Below are 18,161 nucleotides of genomic sequence, written 5' to 3'. Positions count from 1 at the left end.
ATAAAGAATTGCGGCGATAGCTGCTATGAAGTAAAGGATAAACAATTTCATCTGTACAACGACATAAGCAGCGGTTCGTGATTGTTCAAAACAATCACTTCGCTGAAATATAAAAAAATGAAAAATCATGACAAGTTATATAACAGGTTCATTGTAGAAAAGAAACCAATGCAATAAAAAGTAAAACTGTCCCTCTAAAATACCTCTGCATAGTTGTTATCAGCTTCGCTAATTGAATAATGAAGAAGAAGAATGCGCTCAGATCAGCTATAGCTTAAAACTAAGTACCGATATCAGGGAGTTAAAGTCCCGAATCCCGGTACTTAAGTTGATAACTATTCTCAAATAAAAATGATAAAGTATTATTTATATATATGCTGTCGTACTACAAGTTTCATAAGTAAAAATATAAAATTTAACTATTGACTTGCTGAAGTATTGTTCATGTCATCTACAGACCGTTTTTATTGCACTTTTCCCTTGAAGTTGTATAAACATAAATACTATACTATTAATTTGCCCTACTGGTTTGGATATTTCCGAAAGGAACAAAACATGCTGAATGGAAAAACGGTCTTATCAAAAAGAAACAGGCTAAACGCAGAAAATAAAAAAGAAGCAGAAATACAAGCCAATGATTCTTCTGAAAAAACTCATCGTTTTTTCTTGGCTTATGTATTTCTGCTTTCCTATGTCCTTGTTATAGTTTCGTCAACAACTGATCTACAACTTTTATTGGAAGACAAAGGTATCGTTTTACCGATCCTAAATGTTAATGTCTCACTCGTGGGCTTTTACGTAATAGCACCTATTTTAATTACAGCTGTACACATTAATCTATTATTACATTCTTCTATAACATATAGTTCATTAAAATATCTTAGCTTAATTTACTCAAAAAAAGTTCCAAATATAAAAGTTAAAAATAACATACTGGACATTGCAATACTAGGAAAAGATTCTTCAATAAAAAGATTATACCAAGCACTTGCAAACATCCTATATATTTACTCATCCCCGATCGCATTATCTATTATCCTGTTCAGATTTTCTGATTATCAAAGTACTCCAATATTCTGTCTTCATATTCTGATGATAATGATTGATTTTATTTTTATAATATATTTTGGGAGATTACAGCAAAAAACAAACACCGAGACGGGACATTGTAATAACCCTATAGGGTTTCCTTTTGGGGACAATAAAGCAATTAAATGTTTAATATATTTGTTTTTCTCCCTCTTGATAATAAAAATAGTCGTTTGCTGGGACGTATTTATAAGGGATTGGCGCGACTCTGTGTCCAAAGATATCATTTATCATTATTATAACGTTACCGATGATGATGGTTCTATAGATGACCTATACGGATTTTTACCAATTATAAAAATTGATAGGACAACAAAATTATCTAAAGAAGAGGATTCCAACTATTTCGGTTCTCTTAATCTAAAAAAGGATACCAGCTCGTTACATTCCTTTATTAATAGAGGAATGTCCATTGATCTAAGAAATAGATCATTACGATATGCCGCTCTTCCAATGCAGAATTTAGCTAGAGCATGGTTCACTAATTCTGACCTTCAAGGTGCTAATTTATTGTTATCACAGTTACAAGGCGTGGTTTTAAATCAGACTCAATTGCAAGGCTCAAATTTGTCAGGTTCTAATCTTGATGGTGCTTATGTTTTTAATGCAAACTTAACCGATGCTAATTTAAGAGGAGCCACCATAAGGGGGGCAATTTTTGATGATTCAAATTTAACTTTCACAAATTTTGAAGAAAGTGACTTAACATCATCTGTTTTTACAGGAAATACCTTAGTATCAACAATTTTAGTTAAGGCTGATTTAAGTTCATCATTTCTTGCAAATAATTATTATACCCATAGCTTGATGCCTGAGGGTGAAATTGCAATTTTTGATATAGATTTTAATAGAGAACCATTTATTCTTAATGTAATTAGTGAGAAAGATATTAACTATCTTTTAAAAGAAATTAGCTCGTCAAAAGAGCTTTTTTTACAGATTGTTCATTCTGAAGATAAAAGAGATCCACGCAAACTTGTAATTAGAGATAGCAATAGGGCCAATTATAAAATAATGACTAAGCTATGTAAAAATACAAGCAAGTTAAACAACCTAGTCGCTCTTGATTATATTTTTGGGAAGTTAACGTTAATTGATTATGAACAATCTAAAAATCTATTTTATTATCTAAAAAAACATGATGAATGTAAAAATGCTATAATCTATTTAGAAGAAAATGACCTTGCCCCTATTTAGCATATTAGGGGGATAACCTCCCCCGACGCCAAAACTTAGATGAATAGTTTATAACAGTCACTTTCGCTTTTTTCAATCCTATAAAAATACTCTTGAAAAACTGTATAATATCTTATCAGATGTTCAAATCATCATGTTCAAAACGTAGTTAAATTCCTTTCTAAATGCATATCTTCATAATATAATGCTGGAAATCTGATGAATTGAAAATGAAGCGAAGGGAGATAAATGGAACAAATAGAAAGAAGTAAAAGATATCTTACCAGAATGGAAAAAATATACTCAGGAATATTTTCTTCTTCGGGTCATGATAAAGAAGACTACGATGATGATGTAGTTTCTTTTTTCATCCATTGTTATCACGTAAGAGATTGGATTATCGAACTTAACACATTGAATATAAAGTCAGGTCAGGTGGATATATTCATCAATAAACACCAAGCGTTGAAGATTTGCGCTGATTTAGCTAATGGTTCTAAACACTGTAAGTTAACTCGTTCATTACGGACTGGACGCCAACCTCATATTGCGGCTAAACAAAAACAAACATCTACTTGGTATTCAGGAACAGGTGGTGGAGAAGTAATGACATGCAAATATACTATTTTATGTGATGGACAATTATATGATGCTTTAGATTTAGCCAGAGAATGCATTCAACTTTGGGACTCTTATACTTCTGAACTCAACGCTTTAAAAAATCTAGAGATTAATAATGACTCTGCTAGCACATTATAGAAACATCATTTAAGCTTTGAAATTAACCAGCCCCATAATGATTGTTTTTTACTAGTAGGTAATGAGGTCGCCCTTGAAGGATTAATAAGATCGCTTGGTAGTAAATATTTATGGTCATCCTCATCAACAACTACAGCATTTAACTTATCAGCTATCTGCAACATCTTACAATAAAGCGCCTCGTCTGGATGCTTAGTCGAAATCCTTCCATCATTCCAATCAAGCCAAGGTTCATTGTGTTTACTTTGAACACTCCATATAGCAAAAAACTCCCCATTCTTGCGATCTATTGATAGTTCTTTATCATCATCAACAAGCTGGAGCCATTCCTCACTACTGATTGGATTGCTTGCGCTATCGAATCAATTATCTGTTCTTATTATATGAAGTTCCCAGCCCATAGACACCTCCGTTGCTTGATGAAGATACAATATTATGACTGGCTATTGCCAGTCAATGAGATCCACCGGTGATACACGATCACGCCCCATTTTCTCAAGCAACTTTTGCAATCTCTTAGCCCTCAAATTCTGAGCCTTTTTCTCACCAATCTCCCGATAGTATTCTTCCCGGCGCTCCGCAACAACTTTACGGAACTTCTTCAAAAGCTGTTCCAGTGTTTTGATGTCGGTAGTAGCCGCTTCAGCTTGGATTTTTCTATACATATACATTACGTGGAATTCATCAATCATCTTAAACCTCTTAGTTTTATTATTTCCCTCTTTCGAGGGAATAATCATTACATCTAAATATTAAATAAGTGTTATTTTTAACTTCCAATAAGTAGGATCTTGATTTTCATTCTGATTTATATTTTTAAACACAAGTTCAATGATATGCTCCAGATGCCAATGTAAGATCTCTTCCTTCAAATCATTTTTATCGATATCATATATATTATTGTTGATAGAGTATTTCATTATCTCACGAGTTATAACCACATCATAAATAACTTCTGAAAGTTTGCCCCAACTCATAATATAGATTGCTGTTTCAGGTTCTTCTTCATAAATGGTATATATCTCATCACAGAATCCTTGTAAGATGTTAGCGACAAGAGCGTTTTTTGTTTTATCATAACTGTTCAATACAATCTCTTTCATTTTCTTATCCTTATTTTTCAGTTAATAGTTAGCAAAATACTAGTCGTTATAAACAAGATTGATAATGACAGATCCATATTCCAGATCTAACTCATCAACTAAATCGTTATTAATATGTCGATTTAATGCATCAACTAAATTTTTATCCTCTATGATTTCTTCTACTGAATACCCGCTCAGAGCAACAAACACATCAAAGCTTTCTTGGATGGTATTCATTAATTTCGGGGTTCCTTCGCACAGCATACTTACTACTACAGATATTTTATTTGTCATTAATATTTTCCTCTTATATTTTTTGGTTAGCCCCTTGCGGGACAAGATCAAACGTCATTTTCTAAAGCTTTCTGAATATCCTACTAACATGGCAGCGACTTTTTCAAAGTTAACCTCATGAATATCACCATTGTTTCCTTCTTGAGCGGTGAATCTTTTAAAGTTATTCTGAATATGGTCAATAACATAAATAATAAATGGACTCATAAACTCTGGATCATCCAGATAATCATTGGCATCCCCATCACCATTGACTTCCATGAACATATTCCAGCTTGCGGTAAATGATCTGCAAGCAAGGTCATAGAACAGTTCGGTTGATTTATTAATACCTATCTTTTCTTTAGACATATTTATATCCTCATAGTTAAATGCTTATTTAATTCATTGTGTTTTTTATTAACCCCTTCCGGGGCCGAATACGCGGTTATTAACTCATACTAAAAAGTAATGCTTGAGTATGTACATATCTCATTTCATGCATAACCTTATCCATATCAACATAAATCAGTCTTTCTCTTTTACCTGCCTCTTCCATATGTTCATCAAAGCGTTTTTCCAGATATTCTTTAACATGTAAAAGATATGATTCAGTTCTATTACTATCTAACATTATGGCTTCCAATACCTCATACTCTTCCTGCTCTTTATATATGCGTATTCCTGTGATATAAAGATTCTTCGCCATAGCAGTAAAAACTTTAGTTGATGAGTCCTTAATGTTATTTAGTTTTTCAGTATTCATATAGTTACTCCTTATTTTTTAAATGTATAACCCCCTGCATTTTCATGCATTATTTGAGAGCTGTTTATATTTTTTGTTTTATGCTGATACTAAGTTCGGTTGTTTTTACATATGACCTCCCACGTTTATATTTTTTAGTTAATAGACTAACCGGCTGTAGCGAAATCATTATGATTATGCTTTTTATGCTACTTTATTCCGTGATAAAGAAATCTTTTCATCAATCCACTTATCAATATCACTCTCTAAGAATGCTATTGCTCTTTCACCAAGTTTTACTTGGGCCGGGAATTCATTACGACTAATCAGGCGATAAATCCAAGCCTTACAAAGGCCAGTTCTGTTTAGTACTTCAGGTAAACGGATAAATCTTTTTCTCTCGTTCATATATTTCCTCGCCGTTGTTTTGATGAGGCTATTATTCGAATATCGCTTATGACAATCAACACCTGTTTTTTCGGAATTATTGCGTGAATGAGTGTTTTTTGTACAAAACAGAAAGGAATAGATTGAATGCTGTTACAAGACGGGGCTTAGAGGGCTTTAGCAAAAAGTGCTATTTTTAGAAGCGGGAAAGGGATTTTAAAAATGTAGCTATTTATCAACGAATTATGATAATTCAGTTTAAATTCTGTACTGCGGAGGATACCCACTTAACAGCGGATCCCCCTTTGCTCACTTTATCTCAAACCATCAATAACGCTTTGTGGTAGTGATAGAACTGATTTTAAACTGAGTTCATTTCGACTGATGATTGCTTCTCGTGGGCCACTGCGCCAACCCGCACTCGCATAGAAATCATCAAGAACGCTTTTCATCTGTTCTTCACTTTCAAAAGCACGTATGAGGTAATAGCTGTCAGCATCATGGAGAGAGTTTCCGTACGCAACCACATCGATACGGTTCCGGGTATGAAGTGGAACACTGACTTCGCGCATGACTTAGGGGACAATAATTGACACGCCATTTCTATCTAATATTACTTTAGCCTCCTTACACGGAATGTCAGAGTTATTCTTGCCAATTAGCCGTTAAGAGATTTAAGCTGTAGTGATACTGATGAGTTATGACGCTGTTCGATAATCACTGAATGGGACTGTTGGTATATTTGTTGGTACTGAAAATCATTTATTAAATTTTATTATTTTTTAACATAGGGTTAAATGCGATGTTCGAGTCCGGCCTTCGCACCCAATCGGCAACCAATTCACCTGAAGGCATCTTTTTGTGCCGGAAATTCAGTATCTGTTTAAACACTTCGTGTAACGAATGTGAGTATTGTATTCCCATTAACTATGCTAAGTCAGCTGCAAATTTTTTCGGATAAAATCTTTCCCTTGTCGATTGCATTGGCGTACGATAAATAAACAATACCGCTGCAATTCAGAGGGATTTTGAATGCCTGTAAACGAGAGGATTAACGCGACATCCGGGACACGTATTAAGCCCGGTGGAACGAGGCTTATAACCACTGGTGAGATTGGGTTAGCAAGAACGCTATTTAGCTACGGTCTCCGGTACAATACAGTGTGGATTCATCGGGAAAGTTATTTGCCGTTCAATCTGCAGCCTACTGATATTGCTATGAGTCCTAACGGAGAAATGTGGTTTAGGGAAGACACCTACTCCCATGATTTTTCAATGGAAGTTGATGTGCAGAAAAAACATAGATTCATGCATGAGTTAATGCATGTATGGCAAGCGCAGCACGGAATGTTTGTCAGAACCAGAGGGTTTTTCTCCCGATTTGCTGATTACAGTTATAGTTTAGACAAGGAAAACATACGACATTATAGCTTAGAACAGCAGGCTTCATTAGTTAGTTATTACTGGTTGTTGCAAGCTTACGGTTTTAAAAATTATCTGTATCTGCCTGCATTACGAGATTATGATCATAAAGAATCTGACTATACATTGCTTCAAAAATATAAATTAGTTATGAAGGGATTTCCACAATGAAGAGATTCGCTATCTTACCTTTAACTTTTCTTATTTCCGGTTGTCCTGGTGGTAATCCTGCGCCACACCCAAGAGATACCATTATTAATGGAGAGCATCTTTGCTTTAGTTTGGATAAAAGGGATGTATTGAATTACTACACTATTGATTCAGGCGAAAACGGTAAGACGCAAACGGTAATGAGTTCTGGTTATGACAAGTTAATATCATCATATCCTGACAATTGCATCGATATTGAATGGAAGAAGAATCATACTTATGTCATTAACTACGGTTTAAATAATAAAAAATATGTTCATGAATTCTTTATTGATAGTGCTGGGACGTTGACTAAATAGCGGAGGGGTGACTCCGTGACATATAGTCGCGTGCCTTACCTCACCCCCTAAATACCTCTCTCCTGTGCCACTCCACAAATCCCTCTTTCGGGTAACAGTCCTTCCCCTGAGGCAATCCAATTTGCTTACCATCAAAATCCCAGAACAGCTTTCCGACAATCCCGCCGCCGTTAACCGCGGGAGAAATCTGTACCCGCATATGCTCATCCAGGCCAATCGAACCTTTATCAAATGCTTTGTGGTGAATGGCGCATAGCGCCAGGCCGTTGGGAATTTCACATGGGCCGCCGTGCTGCTTCCATTTGATATGCGCAGCCTCCAGCGCGACGGAGGTGTTGTCATGGCGCATATTAAAGCCGCAGATAGCGCATTCATAGTTATAAGCGCGTAGCACCTGCTGGCGGAACAGCGGGTCGCGTTCTTTGCGAATTTGCTGGATATCAAACCCCATCTCGTCGGCGATCTCTTCCTGAATACTCTCCGGGAAATGGGCCTGCAGGATCTGATGCGCCAGGGTGTTAATCAGCCTCTTATTCTTGCTCAGCAGCGCGAAGTGCTCTTCGTCAAAGCCGCCCGCGACGTGATAGGTTTCCAGTTCTTTAGAGGGTGGCTGTCTGCTGCCTTCAGTTGAACATTGCTCAGCGTTGCGTAATTCCCAGAAGCCGTCGCCTTTTAGACGCCAGAAAGGCATATCGGGGCGGTATTGCGCGCGCTGTGGACCAAAACGCTCCAGCAGGCTATGTAACTCATCACGAACCTCTGAGGCGTAATCGAACATCCGCGGATGTCCGTGCTGGTAATGCGACAGCACGTGCAACAACAGCAGAGGTTTATGCGGCGCGCGCTGTTCGCCTTTGCGCCAGATAGTGATATTGGCGATCGCTTGTTGCAGAGTTTTACTAGAAGGCATCGCGTTACGTATTTTGCTAAATAATTGCGATGATGCTCGCAAAACTGCTGTCGATCAAGCCACCGGGATTCGATATCCAACCCAAGTCTCTTTTCAACTATCACCATGATTTATCTATTCGAAATTTATTCCGCTTTCTATCTATAATGAGGTCACTCATCATCAAATAGCTCAGCCATATGAAACGGTTGCCAGATCATCTATCGCGAGAATGCATCATCGAAGCCATCCGCGCGTACGACGAGGGTATAGCGCATCAGTTTAAAGACGCGCGTCTGTATGAAGTCGAATTCGAAGGACGTCGTTATCCCTCTAAAGCTATCGTTGGGATAGCGGCCACCATGGCGACAAAAACGGAGTTCACGCCGGCGGATTTCAGCGGTGGGATCAAATCCAAATGCGTCCGTCTGTTGCTGGAACAAGGATTCAAGATCGTTCAGGAGCGAGTAGATGATGCCGGCATTACCCTTTTTCCCGACGAGCTACAGACGAAAAGTGAGTTTGTGGAAGGGGCTGCGGTTCAGGTTATGGTTAACCGCTATGAGCGCGATCGCCAGGCCCGCGAGGCCGCGTTGCGCTATCACGGCCCTCAGTGCCAGGTGTGCGGCCTTGATATGGCTAAGCGCTACGGTGATATCGGCCAGGGCTTTATCCACATTCATCATCTGGTGCCGCTATCGGAGATTAAACAGGATTATCGTCTGGATCCGAAAACTGACCTGATCCCAGTTTGCCCCAACTGTCACGCGATGCTGCATCGGCGAAACCCGCCATATACGCCGGATGAATTAAAAGCTCTGATACAATCATAGTAATACTTTCATAAACGGATTTGAAAAATGGCATTATTTAATATTGCTGATAAAAATTTAGTTGCGCTGGAAAAAACTACCTACTCAATAGAGGGGCTTCAGGAACGTTACGATTTGCAAGAAGCTATAAAAAATAATATTGATATCCTTGCACCTGATTGTCTTGTCATTGCTGAGGAGTTTTCTGATTGGGCGGACAGCAGAAGACGGATTGACTTATTAGCGATTGATAAGCAGGCTAATCTTGTCGTAATAGAGTTAAAGCGAGATGAAATCGGCGCTCATATGGAATTACAAGCATTGCGCTATGCAGCTATGATTTCTACAATGAGTTTTACAAAAGCATGCGAATATTATCAGTCATATTTAGGTACTGATTCAGATGTTAATGCTAAAGCAAAAATATTAGAATTTATTGGTCTTGAGGAGAATGAGCTCTCTGACTTTGGTAAGGATGTTAGAATTGTTCTTGCTTCAGCTGATTTTGGTAAAGAACTGACCACTACATCGATTTGGCTGAGAGATAAAGGTGTTGATATTCGTTGTGTTCGTCTTACACCTTACAAGTTTAACGATGATATACTAATAAATGCAGAGCAAATAATTCCGGTTCCTGAATTAGAAGAATATCAAGTTAAGTTCAGAGAAAAACTGGTTGAGCAAAATATAAGTAGCCAGAAGTCTGAAAAAGATTACTCTGAATATAGGTATAATGGTGGTGTTTATAATAAGCGTAAGTTAGCCCTTGAACTATTTACTGATTGGATAAATAAGCATAATCCCCACAGCCTTGAGGACATTTATACTAAGCTGGGTGAAATTCTCAAAAATCGAACAATTGTTTTGGCTGATCAAGTTCCTGATGGGCGAAAGAATCGATATCATTTGAGTGAAGATGCGGTAATTGAGCTTCAATCTGGCGAAGTTATCGCAATATCGAACCAATGGGGGCTTGGTAATATCCAGCGAGTAATTGATTTTTTACGACGCGATGGTTTTATTATTGAAAAAGTAGAGCAATAGGTAGTAAAAGATATTGCTCAACGCTGCGTTTTCAGACCTGGTGTTGAGCATATTGAGCATGTATGTAGTGATAATAAATTACACCAACCCTACACCCCATAATCCCGGTACAGCCAATACCCGCCAACCAGCAGCACAACATTCAGCACGATGCTAATAATGAAATACGTTCTGAATGGCTGCTTCTGGGTTTTGTGGCGAAAACACTGCTGCCCGGCAATCGCGCCGGGCCATCCGCCAAGCAGGCCGAACGTCAGCAGGGTGGATTCCGGGATCCGGTTCCAGGCTTTACGGGCGGCTAATTTATCGATGCCGTAGATAAGCCAGGTTAGCACGTTCGCCAGCAGGAACCACATGGCGATGGAATAGGGCAGCAACAGGCTGCCGACGGCGGCGATGGCCAGCAGGAAGTAACAAAAATAACCGAGCTTCATACAATATCAACAGCGCTTAGCGGTGGCAGGGAGGGCAACTATATCTGGTTTGCTGGCTGGCGGTAAGACGCCGATTGTTAATCGCGACAGGTCGACAACTTTACCCCTTGCTCCTTACCGGCAACCCATTTCCCGCGCCAACCTCCCCGGCTGCGTTTTTAACGTTGCGCCAACGGCCGCCGGCAGTGCCGACCACAGCGTCAAATGCGGACTGGTTCGGCGCTCAATCTCCGCCACCGTCACCTGATGGTCGCAAAAATTAGCATCGCGCGGCGTCGCCTGGTCCAGCACAAATGCCGCGTACTGGCCGCTCTGCGGACCATTATCGAGGAAAATAATCTTCCAGTAGCCGCTGGGGATCTCCACGCCCGGCGCGGCGGGCAGGGTGGCGATATGCCGCTCGAACAGCGGCCCGGTAACCGTATAAACCGCCGTCACCTCCGGGCGCTCGGCTAACGCGCGCTCCGCGTCTTCCAGCCGCGCCCATGCTCCCTGATTCAGCGCCGCTTCCTGCGGGGTGATATTCGACAGATAGTTCAGCGCAGGCCAGTCCTCCACGCCGCCGAGGCTCGCCAGCGGTGCCTGATGGCCGCGATCGACCGCCAGTAAAGTGTTGGCCCGGCGATAGTCGGCGGGCGCCAGGGTATCGGCTGCGGGTAAATCGGGGTCCTGCTTCCACACTCTTGCCCGGTTGCTGGCCTCGCTGGCACGGGTGATTTTATACGCTACCCAGTTGGCCAGTTTACGACTGGGGTTATTGTTCAGCGTGTAGGCCGCGCGGAAAAGCGTCTGTTGGCTGCCGCCGGTCGGGCAGCCAACTTCGCAATTATCCACCTTTACTGTCGCGGCATGGCAGGGGGATATCGTGCTCAGGGTGGAAAGTAATAACAGCAAAAATAAACAGGGTGGAGAAGGATTCAGGTTCATCGATAGCGCTCATTAATTTAAGGCCCACCTTTTCTCCGCGTGATAAATACGCAGCCTGGGTGAGCAGGAAAATCAATGAAGCTAAAGGGGAGAACGAGGAGTGAAGGTCGATTGGCGCAGAGGATGAGATAATATGAGAGCGGGTGAGGGTTAAATGAGGTAATTGCTTGTGGGTCTAATAATAAAAAGGCCCGCCGGTGAAATACCAACGGGCCTGCCTTTATTTATTCTCCGCGCTTGCCCCGATGCCGATACAGCCACATCAGCTTGTATGCCGCCGGAATGATAAACAGCGACAGCAGCGGCGCGGTGATCATCCCGCCAATCATCGGCGCGGCGATACGGCTCATCACTTCTGACCCGGCGCCGGTGCCCCATAAAATCGGCAGCAGGCCGGCGATAATCACCGCCACGGTCATCGCCTTTGGCCGCACGCGCAGCACCGCGCCCTGATACAGCGCCTCGTCGAGCTTATCGGCGCTGAAGGTCTGCGGATTCTCCAGCGATGGCTCCGCCTCGATGGCGTGGCGCAGGTACATCAGCATCACCACGCCAAATTCTGCCGCCACCCCGGCCAGGGCGATAAAGCCGGTACCGGTGGCCACCGACAGATGGAACCCCATCCAGTAAAGGAACCAGATCCCGCCGACGAGGGCGAACGGCACGCTGGTGATAATCAGCAACGCCTCGCCGAAGCGGCGGAACGCCAGGTACAGCAGCACGAAGATTATCATTAGCGTCATCGGCACCATCAGCTTCAGCTTCTGATTGGCGCGCTCCAGCAGCTCAAACTGCCCGGAGTAGGAAACGCTGATGCCCGGCTTCAGCTTCACCTCTTTGCCGATGGCCTGCTGCAGATCGCGCACCACCGACACCATGTCGCGGTCGCGAGCGTCGATGTAGATCCAACTGGTCGGGCGGGCGTTCTCGGTCTTCAGCATCGATGGCCCGGTAACGACTTTAACCTCGGCGACGTCGCCGAGCACGATCTGCTGCTTCAGCGGCGTGAGGATCGGCAACTGGCGGAGGGTCTCCGGGCTGTCGCGATAGCTCTGCGGGTAGCGGATGTTGATCGGATAGCGCTCGACGCCCTCTACCGTTTCGCCGACCATCGCGCCGCCGATGGCGGACGAGACGAACAGCTGCACGTCGCCGACGGTCATGCCGTAACGGGCCGCCTTCTCACGATGAATATCAATGTTGAGGTAGCGCCCGCCGACCAGCCGCTCGGCTAGTGCCGAAGTGACTCCCGGCACGGTGCGCGCCACCACTTCAATTTGTTCGGCGATGGCGTCGATATCGGCCAGATTAGTGCCGGAAACTTTAATGCCGATCGGGCTCTTGATGCCGGTGGAGAGCATGTCGATGCGGTTGCGGATCGGTGGCACCCACAGGTTCGCCAGCCCCGGTAGGCGCACGGTTTTATCCAGCTCCTCGACGATCTTCTCCATGGTCATCCCCGGTCGCCACTGATCCTGCGGCTTGAGCTGAATCGTGGTCTCTACCATCTCCAGCGGCGCCGAGTCGGTGGCGGTTTCGGCCTTGCCGGTTTTGCCGAACACCCGCGCCACTTCCGGCACCGTCATGATCAGCTTATCGGTTTTCTGCAGCATATCCGCCGCCTGCGCAGCGGAAATCCCCGGCAGCGTTGACGGCATATACAGCAGATCGCCTTCGTTAATCTGCGGCAGAAACTCGCCGCCGACCCGGTTAAGGGGCCAAATCACCGTCAGGATCGACAGGAGTGCGATCAGCAGGGTAGTCTTCGGCCAGTGCAGCACCTTTAGCAGCAGCGGGTGATAAATGCGGATCAAAAAGCGGTTCAGCGGGTTGCTGTTCTCCGCCGGGATCTTGCCGCGGATCCAGAAGCCCATCAGGATCGGGATCACCACGATCGCCAGCAGCGCCGCCCCGGCCATCGCCCAGGTTTTGGTGAAGGCCAGCGGGCCGAACAGTTTGCCCTCCTGGCCTTCGAGGGTGAAAATCGGGATAAACGACAGAGTAATGATCAGCAGGCTGATAAACAGCGCCGGGCCGACCTCCACCGACGCATCGGTAATGATTTTCCAGCGGATGTCGTTGCTTAGCTTCTCTCCCGGGTGCTGATGTTCCCACTCCTCCAGCCGCTTATGGGCGTTCTCAATCATCACGATGGCGGCATCGACCATCGCCCCCACCGCAATGGCGATCCCGCCCAGCGACATGATGTTGGCGTTGAGCCCCTGGAAATGCATCATGATAAAGGCGAAGCACAGGCCGAGCGGCAGCGAAATAATCGCCACCAGCGCCGAGCGCACGTGCCACAGGAACAGGGCACAGACCAGCGCGACAACGATAAACTCTTCCAGCAGCTTGTGGCTGAGGTTGTCGATGGCGCGGTCGATAAGCTGGCTGCGGTCGTAGGTGGTAACCACTTCAACCCCATCCGGCAGGCTGCTTTGCAGCGACGCCAGCTTCTCTTTGACCGCCGAGATCACCTCGCGGGCGTTCTTGCCGGAGCGCAGGATCACCACGCCGCCGGCCACTTCGCCTTCGCCGTTAAGCTCGGCGATACCGCGGCGCATCTCCGGGCCAATCTGCACCCGCGCGACGTCGCCGAGATAGACCGGCACACCGTTATCAGCAGTCTTCAGTACGATATTTTTGAAGTCGTCGAGCGTCTGCAGGTAGCCGCTGGCGCGCACCATATATTCCGCTTCCGCCAGTTCGACGGAAGAGCCGCCTGCCTCCTGGTTAGAGGCGTCCAGCGCCGATTTCACCTCGCCGAGGCTGATGCCGTACTGGGTCAGCTTCATCGGGTCGACGACAATCTGATACTCCTTGACCACGCCGCCTACCGAAGCCACTTCCGAGACGTTAGGAATGGTTTTCAGCTCATATTTTAAGAACCAGTCTTGCAACGAGCGCAGTTCGGCGAGGTCGTGTTTGCCGCTGCGGTCGACCAGCGCGTACTCGAAGACCCAGCCAACCCCGGTGGCGTCAGGGCCCATTTCGGCGCTGACCCCGGCGGGCAGTTTGCCCTGCACCTGGTTGAGATACTCCAGCACCCGCGAGCGCGCCCAGTAAGGATCGGTTCCATCTTCAAAAATCACGTACACGTAGGAGTCGCCAAACTGCGAGAAGCCGCGCACCGTTTTGGCGCCAGGCACCGACAGCATGGTGGTGGTCAGCGGCCAGGTGACCTGGTTTTCAACGATCTGCGGCGCCTGCCCCGGGTAGCTGGTTTTGACGATTACCTGCACGTCGGAGAGGTCCGGCAGGGCGTCTACCGGGGTGTGGATGATGGTCCAGGTTCCCCAGATGCTGAGAAACAGCGCCGCCATCATCACCAGGAAACGGTTGGCCACCGAGCGGCGGATAATCCATTCAATCATTGTTCCGTTCCTCAGTGCTCGTGGGCGGCAGGAGCCGTGCCATCAGGAGCCTGCGCGCGCATGCGCTCCAGCGCGCCGGAGATATTGGCTTCCGAGTCGATCAGGAACAGACCGCTGGCGACGACTTTTTCGCCCTCCTGCAGACCGCTGCGAATGGCCGTAACGCCGGCGGATTCATGGAATACCTGTACGAGCTTCGGCACGAAGCGGCCCTCGTTATCCACGGTAATCACTCGCTGCTCGCTACCGCTGTCGATCAACGCTTTTGATGGGATCAGCAGCATCGGCGCGCTTTCGCTGGTCAGTTTCAGATAGGCGTTCATCCCCGGCTTCAGCGCTTCATCCGGGTTGTTGACCTGCAGGCGTAGCTGCAGGGTACGGGTGGTGCTATCGACGCTGGGGAGAATGGTCCATTTGTTGATGCTGAAGGTTTTGCCCGGCCAGGCGGGAACCTGAATGGCGAACTGCGAGGCGTCTTTAATCAGCCAGGCGATGGATTCCGGCACCGCCACGCTGACCCACACCGGGTCCATGCCCTGAATTTTCGCCACCACATTATCTTTGGCGATATTCATTCCGGCGCGCAGATCGAAGGCGGTAATAACGCCATCGATCGGCGCTTTGAGGGTAAAGCGGGTCTGGATTTTACGTGTGGTTTTCAGGCGGCGGATATCGTCATCCGGCATTCCGGCGAGGCGCAAACGCTCGAGGATCCCCTCGACCTGCGTGGCGGTGCCCCCGGTCTCCTGCAACAACAGATATTCGCTCTGGGCTTCCACCCAGTCCGGGATGGTCAGCTCGAGCAGCGGGGCGCCTTGCTTGACTTTGTCGCCGACGGTCAGCGGATAGACTTTATTGATAAAGCCCGCCGCCCGCGCCTGCATAATCACGTACTGATACTCGTTATAGCTGATGTTGGCCGGGAAGGTCTGGGCGTAGCGCAGCGGCCCGCGGCTGACCGCGGCGGTTTTTACACCGAGATTCTGGGTCTGCGTCGGGTCGATACGCACCCCCGGCGCACCGGCGGCGGCACTCTCCTCATCAGCGTATTTCGGCACCAGATCCATATCCATAAACGGCGATTTACCCGGTTTATCAAAGCGAGTATTCGGGTACATCGGGTCGTACCAGAACAGCACTTTGCGCTGCTGCTCGGTCGCGGATGCGCTAGTCAGGGGCGGCGTCAGTCGGGTATACAGCGCCGCGGTAAGCGCGCCGCCAATTACCATGCTGCCGAGGATCAGCGCCGTATTTTTCAGTGTCAGGGATGCCATGTGTCGTCCATTCAGTTGTTGAGGAGCCTACCGTCGCCGGGCCGTTATTGGGCGCGGATATCCTGTAACAGCGACAGATTGCCCTGCTGAACGAAGGTGAAGTCCACGCTGTCGCCGTCCTTCACATTGTTAAGCTGCGTCTGCGGGGTGATGGTGAAGCGCATGGTCATCGGCGGCCAGTTCACCGCCGGGATGGCGTCGTGGGCGATAGTGATTTTTTTGCTATCCATATCAATGGCTTTAATGACGCCTTTGCCAGTGATGCTTTGCGTCTGCGTGGCTGCGGGCTGTTCGTGCATTGCCATACCGGCGTGCGGGTCGGCGGCCTGGGCCGCGAACACTGCGCCAGAGAACAGGGTGAACAGGGCGATTTTAGACAGTGAATTCATAATCAAGATTCCTCGGGTTATTCCATCCAGCCGCCGCCGAGAGCGGTGAACAAGGTGATTTCATTAGCCTGACGGGAATAGTTGAGTTCCAGCAGGGTTTGTCGGGTGGTGAAAATGTCGCGCTGGGCGCTCAGGACTTCGATGTAGCTGACCGCGCCGTGACGATAGAGCGCAGTCGCGCGCTGCAGGGTGATATTTAGTGAAGCGAGATAGCGTTCCTGGGCGGCAATCTGATCGGCCAGGCTTTGGCGCAAGGCCAGCGCGTCGGCCACCTCTTTAAAGGCGGACTGTATTTTTTGCTCATAGTTGACCACCTGCTGCTGCTGGCGGATCTCCGCCAGATCGAGGTTGGCCTGATTACGCCCGGCGTTGAAAATCGGCAGTTCGATTTTGGGGATGAAGTTCCACATCGCGCTGCCGGCGTTAAACAGGCTGGAGAGCTCGCTGCTGCTGCCGGAGAGCGAGCTGGTCAGGGTAATCGACGGGAAGAAGGCCGCCCGCGCGGCGCCGATATTGGCGTTGGCTGCCAACAGGCTGTGTTCGGCCTCTAAAATATCCGGCCGCTGCAGCAGGATCTCTGAAGAGAGCGACGGCGGCAGGGTTACGCCTTTCAGGTCCACCGCGCTGCTGGCGCTATCGTCCGGCAGCCGTTGATAGCTGCCGAGCAGTAGCTGCAGGGCGTTATTAGCCTGCGCCAGTTGGCCCTGCCGTTTGGCGATATCGGCGCGGGTGCTTTCGATCATGCCGCGCGCCTGTTCCAGCGCCAGAACGGTGGTGCTGCCGGTCAGCAGCTGTTTTTCGACGAAGGCGTAAGACTGCTGATAGTTCTGTAAGGTGTCGTTCGCCACCTGCAACTGCGCCGCCGCCAGCCGCTGGTTGAAGTAGCTTTGTGAAACGTTAGCAATCAACAGGATATGCACCGCGCGCCGAGCCTCTTCGCTGGCGAAGAAGTTCTGTCGGTCGGCCTCGCTAAGGTTTTTCAACCGGCCAAAGAAGTCGAGGTCGTAGCTGAGATTCAAGCCAGCGGCATAATCGCTGCTGGTGGTGGTGTCGCCTTTGAGCTTGCCGCCATAGGTGGTGCTGCCGTCGCCGTTAAGCTGCGGGTAGAGGTCGGCGTCGGTCACCCGGTACTGGGCGCGGGCCTCCTGCACTTTCAGCGTCGCCATCCGTAGATCGCGATTGTTGGTCAGCGCGGTGCTAATCAGGCTTTTTACCTGTGGGTCGACGAAAAAGGTGCGCCAACCGGTCTCCTGGTAGCCCGCTGTCGCAGTAACCAGTTTGTTCTGGCTGAGAGAGAACTGCTGCGGCACCGGCGCTGCGGGGCGCTGATAGTCCGGAGCAAGTGACAGGCAGCCTGTTAAGGCGAATATCACGCTGAGAGAAAGAAGCTTAATTGGGCGCATGGCGACAGACGGTTTTCGGCGATTTATCAATGGCGGATACTTTACGCAGCGGGCTCTGTTCAACGCGTGACAGGAAAATGACAAAGCTGTCATTTTCCTGATATTTCATTGCTATCCGGAGGGGCTCCTCTAAAATTGAATACCCGCACAGAGCGCGCGTGAAGGAGCCA

The 18,161-nt window shown here is 47.1% G+C and carries 23 protein-coding genes; 6 read left to right on the top strand and 17 right to left on the bottom strand.

Annotation, left to right across the window (positions count from 1 at the left end):
* Window positions 1-555 precede the first annotated feature (555 nt).
* Window positions 556-2,286: a pentapeptide repeat-containing protein gene (locus KGA69_RS03470; RefSeq protein ID WP_213292818.1), complete on the top strand. Its 1,731-nt coding sequence runs from the start codon at window positions 556-558 to the stop codon at window positions 2,284-2,286.
* 228 nt (window positions 2,287-2,514) lie between these two features.
* A complete protein-coding gene (locus KGA69_RS03465) occupies window positions 2,515-3,024 on the top strand; it encodes a hypothetical protein (RefSeq protein WP_213293158.1) in 510 nt (169 codons plus the stop codon).
* Window positions 3,025-3,029: 5 nt separating this feature from the next.
* Here KGA69_RS03465 and KGA69_RS24100 read toward each other — a convergent pair whose 3' ends face one another.
* From KGA69_RS24100 to KGA69_RS24095, 8 genes are all read right to left on the bottom strand, one after another.
* Entirely contained in the window at window positions 3,030-3,365 is a 336-nt protein-coding gene (locus tag KGA69_RS24100; RefSeq protein ID WP_223683757.1) for a hypothetical protein, read from the bottom strand.
* Between the two features lie 102 nt (window positions 3,366-3,467).
* Window positions 3,468-3,716, bottom strand: a complete 249-nt coding sequence (locus tag KGA69_RS03460; protein ID WP_213292817.1) for an H-NS family histone-like protein — start codon at window positions 3,714-3,716, stop codon at window positions 3,468-3,470.
* A 60-nt stretch (window positions 3,717-3,776) separates the two neighbouring features.
* Window positions 3,777-4,127, bottom strand: coding sequence for a hypothetical protein (locus tag KGA69_RS03455; protein WP_213292816.1), 351 nt, complete (start codon window positions 4,125-4,127; stop codon window positions 3,777-3,779).
* A 39-nt stretch (window positions 4,128-4,166) separates the two neighbouring features.
* A complete protein-coding gene (locus tag KGA69_RS03450; RefSeq protein ID WP_213292815.1) occupies window positions 4,167-4,403 on the bottom strand; it encodes a hypothetical protein in 237 nt (78 codons plus the stop codon).
* A gap of 54 nt (window positions 4,404-4,457) precedes the next feature.
* Complete coding sequence (locus KGA69_RS03445; protein ID WP_213292814.1) at window positions 4,458-4,754, bottom strand: hypothetical protein; 297 nt, start codon at window positions 4,752-4,754, stop codon at window positions 4,458-4,460.
* Window positions 4,755-4,833: 79 nt separating this feature from the next.
* Complete coding sequence (locus tag KGA69_RS03440) at window positions 4,834-5,148, bottom strand: hypothetical protein (protein WP_213292813.1); 315 nt, start codon at window positions 5,146-5,148, stop codon at window positions 4,834-4,836.
* A gap of 183 nt (window positions 5,149-5,331) precedes the next feature.
* Window positions 5,332-5,535 carry a helix-turn-helix transcriptional regulator gene (locus KGA69_RS03435; RefSeq protein ID WP_021535617.1) on the bottom strand — a complete coding sequence of 68 codons (204 nt, stop codon included), beginning with the start codon at window positions 5,533-5,535 and terminating at the stop codon, window positions 5,332-5,334.
* A 293-nt stretch (window positions 5,536-5,828) separates the two neighbouring features.
* The gene (locus KGA69_RS24095; protein ID WP_223683756.1) at window positions 5,829-6,086 is read right to left on the bottom strand and encodes an NIPSNAP family protein; all 258 of its coding nucleotides are present in this window, start codon (window positions 6,084-6,086) and stop codon (window positions 5,829-5,831) included.
* 460 nt (window positions 6,087-6,546) lie between these two features.
* Between KGA69_RS24095 and KGA69_RS03430 the strand changes: the two genes are divergently transcribed.
* Together KGA69_RS03430 and KGA69_RS03425 are read left to right on the top strand one after the other, a co-directional pair.
* Window positions 6,547-7,107: a hypothetical protein gene (locus KGA69_RS03430; protein WP_045394764.1), complete on the top strand. Its 561-nt coding sequence runs from the start codon at window positions 6,547-6,549 to the stop codon at window positions 7,105-7,107.
* A complete protein-coding gene (locus KGA69_RS03425) occupies window positions 7,104-7,445 on the top strand; it encodes a putative T6SS immunity periplasmic lipoprotein (protein WP_045394766.1) in 342 nt (113 codons plus the stop codon). The genes KGA69_RS03430 and KGA69_RS03425 overlap by 4 nt, the downstream gene beginning before the upstream one ends.
* A gap of 40 nt (window positions 7,446-7,485) precedes the next feature.
* On the opposite strand, the gene KGA69_RS03420 is transcribed toward KGA69_RS03425, so the two are convergent.
* Window positions 7,486-8,355 carry a phosphorothioated DNA-binding restriction endonuclease gene (locus KGA69_RS03420; protein WP_045394768.1) on the bottom strand — a complete coding sequence of 290 codons (870 nt, stop codon included), beginning with the start codon at window positions 8,353-8,355 and terminating at the stop codon, window positions 7,486-7,488.
* A gap of 179 nt (window positions 8,356-8,534) precedes the next feature.
* Here KGA69_RS03420 and KGA69_RS03415 point away from each other — a divergent pair, with 179 nt between their 5' ends.
* Window positions 8,535-9,167, top strand: a complete 633-nt coding sequence (locus KGA69_RS03415; protein WP_213292812.1) for an HNH endonuclease — start codon at window positions 8,535-8,537, stop codon at window positions 9,165-9,167.
* Between the two features lie 27 nt (window positions 9,168-9,194).
* The gene (locus KGA69_RS03410; RefSeq protein ID WP_213292811.1) at window positions 9,195-10,190 is read left to right on the top strand and encodes a hypothetical protein; all 996 of its coding nucleotides are present in this window, start codon (window positions 9,195-9,197) and stop codon (window positions 10,188-10,190) included.
* An 89-nt stretch (window positions 10,191-10,279) separates the two neighbouring features.
* Here KGA69_RS03410 and KGA69_RS03405 read toward each other — a convergent pair whose 3' ends face one another.
* The 8 genes from KGA69_RS03405 to KGA69_RS24210 form a co-directional block, all read right to left on the bottom strand.
* The gene (locus tag KGA69_RS03405) at window positions 10,280-10,624 is read right to left on the bottom strand and encodes a DUF1294 domain-containing protein (protein ID WP_213292810.1); all 345 of its coding nucleotides are present in this window, start codon (window positions 10,622-10,624) and stop codon (window positions 10,280-10,282) included.
* A gap of 114 nt (window positions 10,625-10,738) precedes the next feature.
* Window positions 10,739-11,488: a DNA/RNA non-specific endonuclease gene (locus KGA69_RS03400; RefSeq protein WP_224107526.1), complete on the bottom strand. Its 750-nt coding sequence runs from the start codon at window positions 11,486-11,488 to the stop codon at window positions 10,739-10,741.
* Entirely contained in the window at window positions 11,451-11,579 is a 129-nt protein-coding gene (locus tag KGA69_RS24215; protein ID WP_264753184.1) for a hypothetical protein, read from the bottom strand. The genes KGA69_RS03400 and KGA69_RS24215 overlap by 38 nt, the downstream gene beginning before the upstream one ends.
* A gap of 196 nt (window positions 11,580-11,775) precedes the next feature.
* On the bottom strand, window positions 11,776-14,925 hold the full coding sequence (locus KGA69_RS03395; protein ID WP_213292808.1) for a CusA/CzcA family heavy metal efflux RND transporter: 3,150 nt from the start codon (window positions 14,923-14,925) through the stop codon (window positions 11,776-11,778).
* 11 nt (window positions 14,926-14,936) lie between these two features.
* Window positions 14,937-16,199 carry an efflux RND transporter periplasmic adaptor subunit gene (locus KGA69_RS03390; RefSeq protein WP_049061235.1) on the bottom strand — a complete coding sequence of 421 codons (1,263 nt, stop codon included), beginning with the start codon at window positions 16,197-16,199 and terminating at the stop codon, window positions 14,937-14,939.
* A gap of 44 nt (window positions 16,200-16,243) precedes the next feature.
* Window positions 16,244-16,588 carry a cation efflux system protein CusF gene (gene cusF / locus KGA69_RS03385; RefSeq protein ID WP_049061236.1) on the bottom strand — a complete coding sequence of 115 codons (345 nt, stop codon included), beginning with the start codon at window positions 16,586-16,588 and terminating at the stop codon, window positions 16,244-16,246.
* A 17-nt stretch (window positions 16,589-16,605) separates the two neighbouring features.
* Entirely contained in the window at window positions 16,606-17,991 is a 1,386-nt protein-coding gene (locus tag KGA69_RS03380; RefSeq protein ID WP_049061237.1) for an efflux transporter outer membrane subunit, read from the bottom strand.
* On the bottom strand, window positions 17,978-18,100 hold the full coding sequence (locus KGA69_RS24210; protein ID WP_257394921.1) for a hypothetical protein: 123 nt from the start codon (window positions 18,098-18,100) through the stop codon (window positions 17,978-17,980). The genes KGA69_RS03380 and KGA69_RS24210 overlap by 14 nt, the downstream gene beginning before the upstream one ends.
* Window positions 18,101-18,161: the final 61 nt, after the last annotated feature.

It is taken from the genome of Klebsiella sp. A52 (genome assembly GCF_018388785.1).
Taxonomy (GTDB): domain Bacteria; phylum Pseudomonadota; class Gammaproteobacteria; order Enterobacterales; family Enterobacteriaceae; genus Klebsiella; species Klebsiella aerogenes.
Note: the sequence above shows the minus strand (reverse complement) of the source record. Positions and strands in the feature narration are given on the sequence as shown.

Excerpts from the sequence above, each read along its gene's own strand:
- KGA69_RS03470 (WP_213292818.1), top strand. The coding sequence starts at position 556 with ATGCTGAATGGAAAAACGGTCTTATCAAAAAGAAACAGGCTAAACGCA.
- KGA69_RS03465 (WP_213293158.1), top strand. The coding sequence starts at position 2,515 with ATGGAACAAATAGAAAGAAGTAAAAGATATCTTACCAGAATGGAAAAA.
- KGA69_RS03460 (WP_213292817.1), bottom strand. The coding sequence starts at position 3,716 with ATGATTGATGAATTCCACGTAATGTATATGTATAGAAAAATCCAAGCT.
- KGA69_RS03455 (WP_213292816.1), bottom strand. The coding sequence starts at position 4,127 with ATGAAAGAGATTGTATTGAACAGTTATGATAAAACAAAAAACGCTCTT.
- KGA69_RS03450 (WP_213292815.1), bottom strand. The coding sequence starts at position 4,403 with ATGACAAATAAAATATCTGTAGTAGTAAGTATGCTGTGCGAAGGAACC.
- KGA69_RS03445 (WP_213292814.1), bottom strand. The coding sequence starts at position 4,754 with ATGTCTAAAGAAAAGATAGGTATTAATAAATCAACCGAACTGTTCTAT.
- KGA69_RS03440 (WP_213292813.1), bottom strand. The coding sequence starts at position 5,148 with ATGAATACTGAAAAACTAAATAACATTAAGGACTCATCAACTAAAGTT.
- KGA69_RS03435 (WP_021535617.1), bottom strand. The coding sequence starts at position 5,535 with ATGAACGAGAGAAAAAGATTTATCCGTTTACCTGAAGTACTAAACAGA.
- KGA69_RS24095 (WP_223683756.1), bottom strand. The coding sequence starts at position 6,086 with ATGCGCGAAGTCAGTGTTCCACTTCATACCCGGAACCGTATCGATGTG.
- KGA69_RS03430 (WP_045394764.1), top strand. The coding sequence starts at position 6,547 with ATGCCTGTAAACGAGAGGATTAACGCGACATCCGGGACACGTATTAAG.
- KGA69_RS03425 (WP_045394766.1), top strand. The coding sequence starts at position 7,104 with ATGAAGAGATTCGCTATCTTACCTTTAACTTTTCTTATTTCCGGTTGT.
- KGA69_RS03420 (WP_045394768.1), bottom strand. The coding sequence starts at position 8,355 with ATGCCTTCTAGTAAAACTCTGCAACAAGCGATCGCCAATATCACTATC.
- KGA69_RS03415 (WP_213292812.1), top strand. The coding sequence starts at position 8,535 with ATGAAACGGTTGCCAGATCATCTATCGCGAGAATGCATCATCGAAGCC.
- KGA69_RS03410 (WP_213292811.1), top strand. The coding sequence starts at position 9,195 with ATGGCATTATTTAATATTGCTGATAAAAATTTAGTTGCGCTGGAAAAA.
- KGA69_RS03405 (WP_213292810.1), bottom strand. The coding sequence starts at position 10,624 with ATGAAGCTCGGTTATTTTTGTTACTTCCTGCTGGCCATCGCCGCCGTC.
- KGA69_RS03395 (WP_213292808.1), bottom strand. The coding sequence starts at position 14,925 with ATGATTGAATGGATTATCCGCCGCTCGGTGGCCAACCGTTTCCTGGTG.
- KGA69_RS03390 (WP_049061235.1), bottom strand. The coding sequence starts at position 16,199 with ATGGCATCCCTGACACTGAAAAATACGGCGCTGATCCTCGGCAGCATG.
- cusF (WP_049061236.1), bottom strand. The coding sequence starts at position 16,588 with ATGAATTCACTGTCTAAAATCGCCCTGTTCACCCTGTTCTCTGGCGCA.
- KGA69_RS03380 (WP_049061237.1), bottom strand. The coding sequence starts at position 17,991 with ATGCGCCCAATTAAGCTTCTTTCTCTCAGCGTGATATTCGCCTTAACA.
- KGA69_RS24210 (WP_257394921.1), bottom strand. The coding sequence starts at position 18,100 with ATGAAATATCAGGAAAATGACAGCTTTGTCATTTTCCTGTCACGCGTT.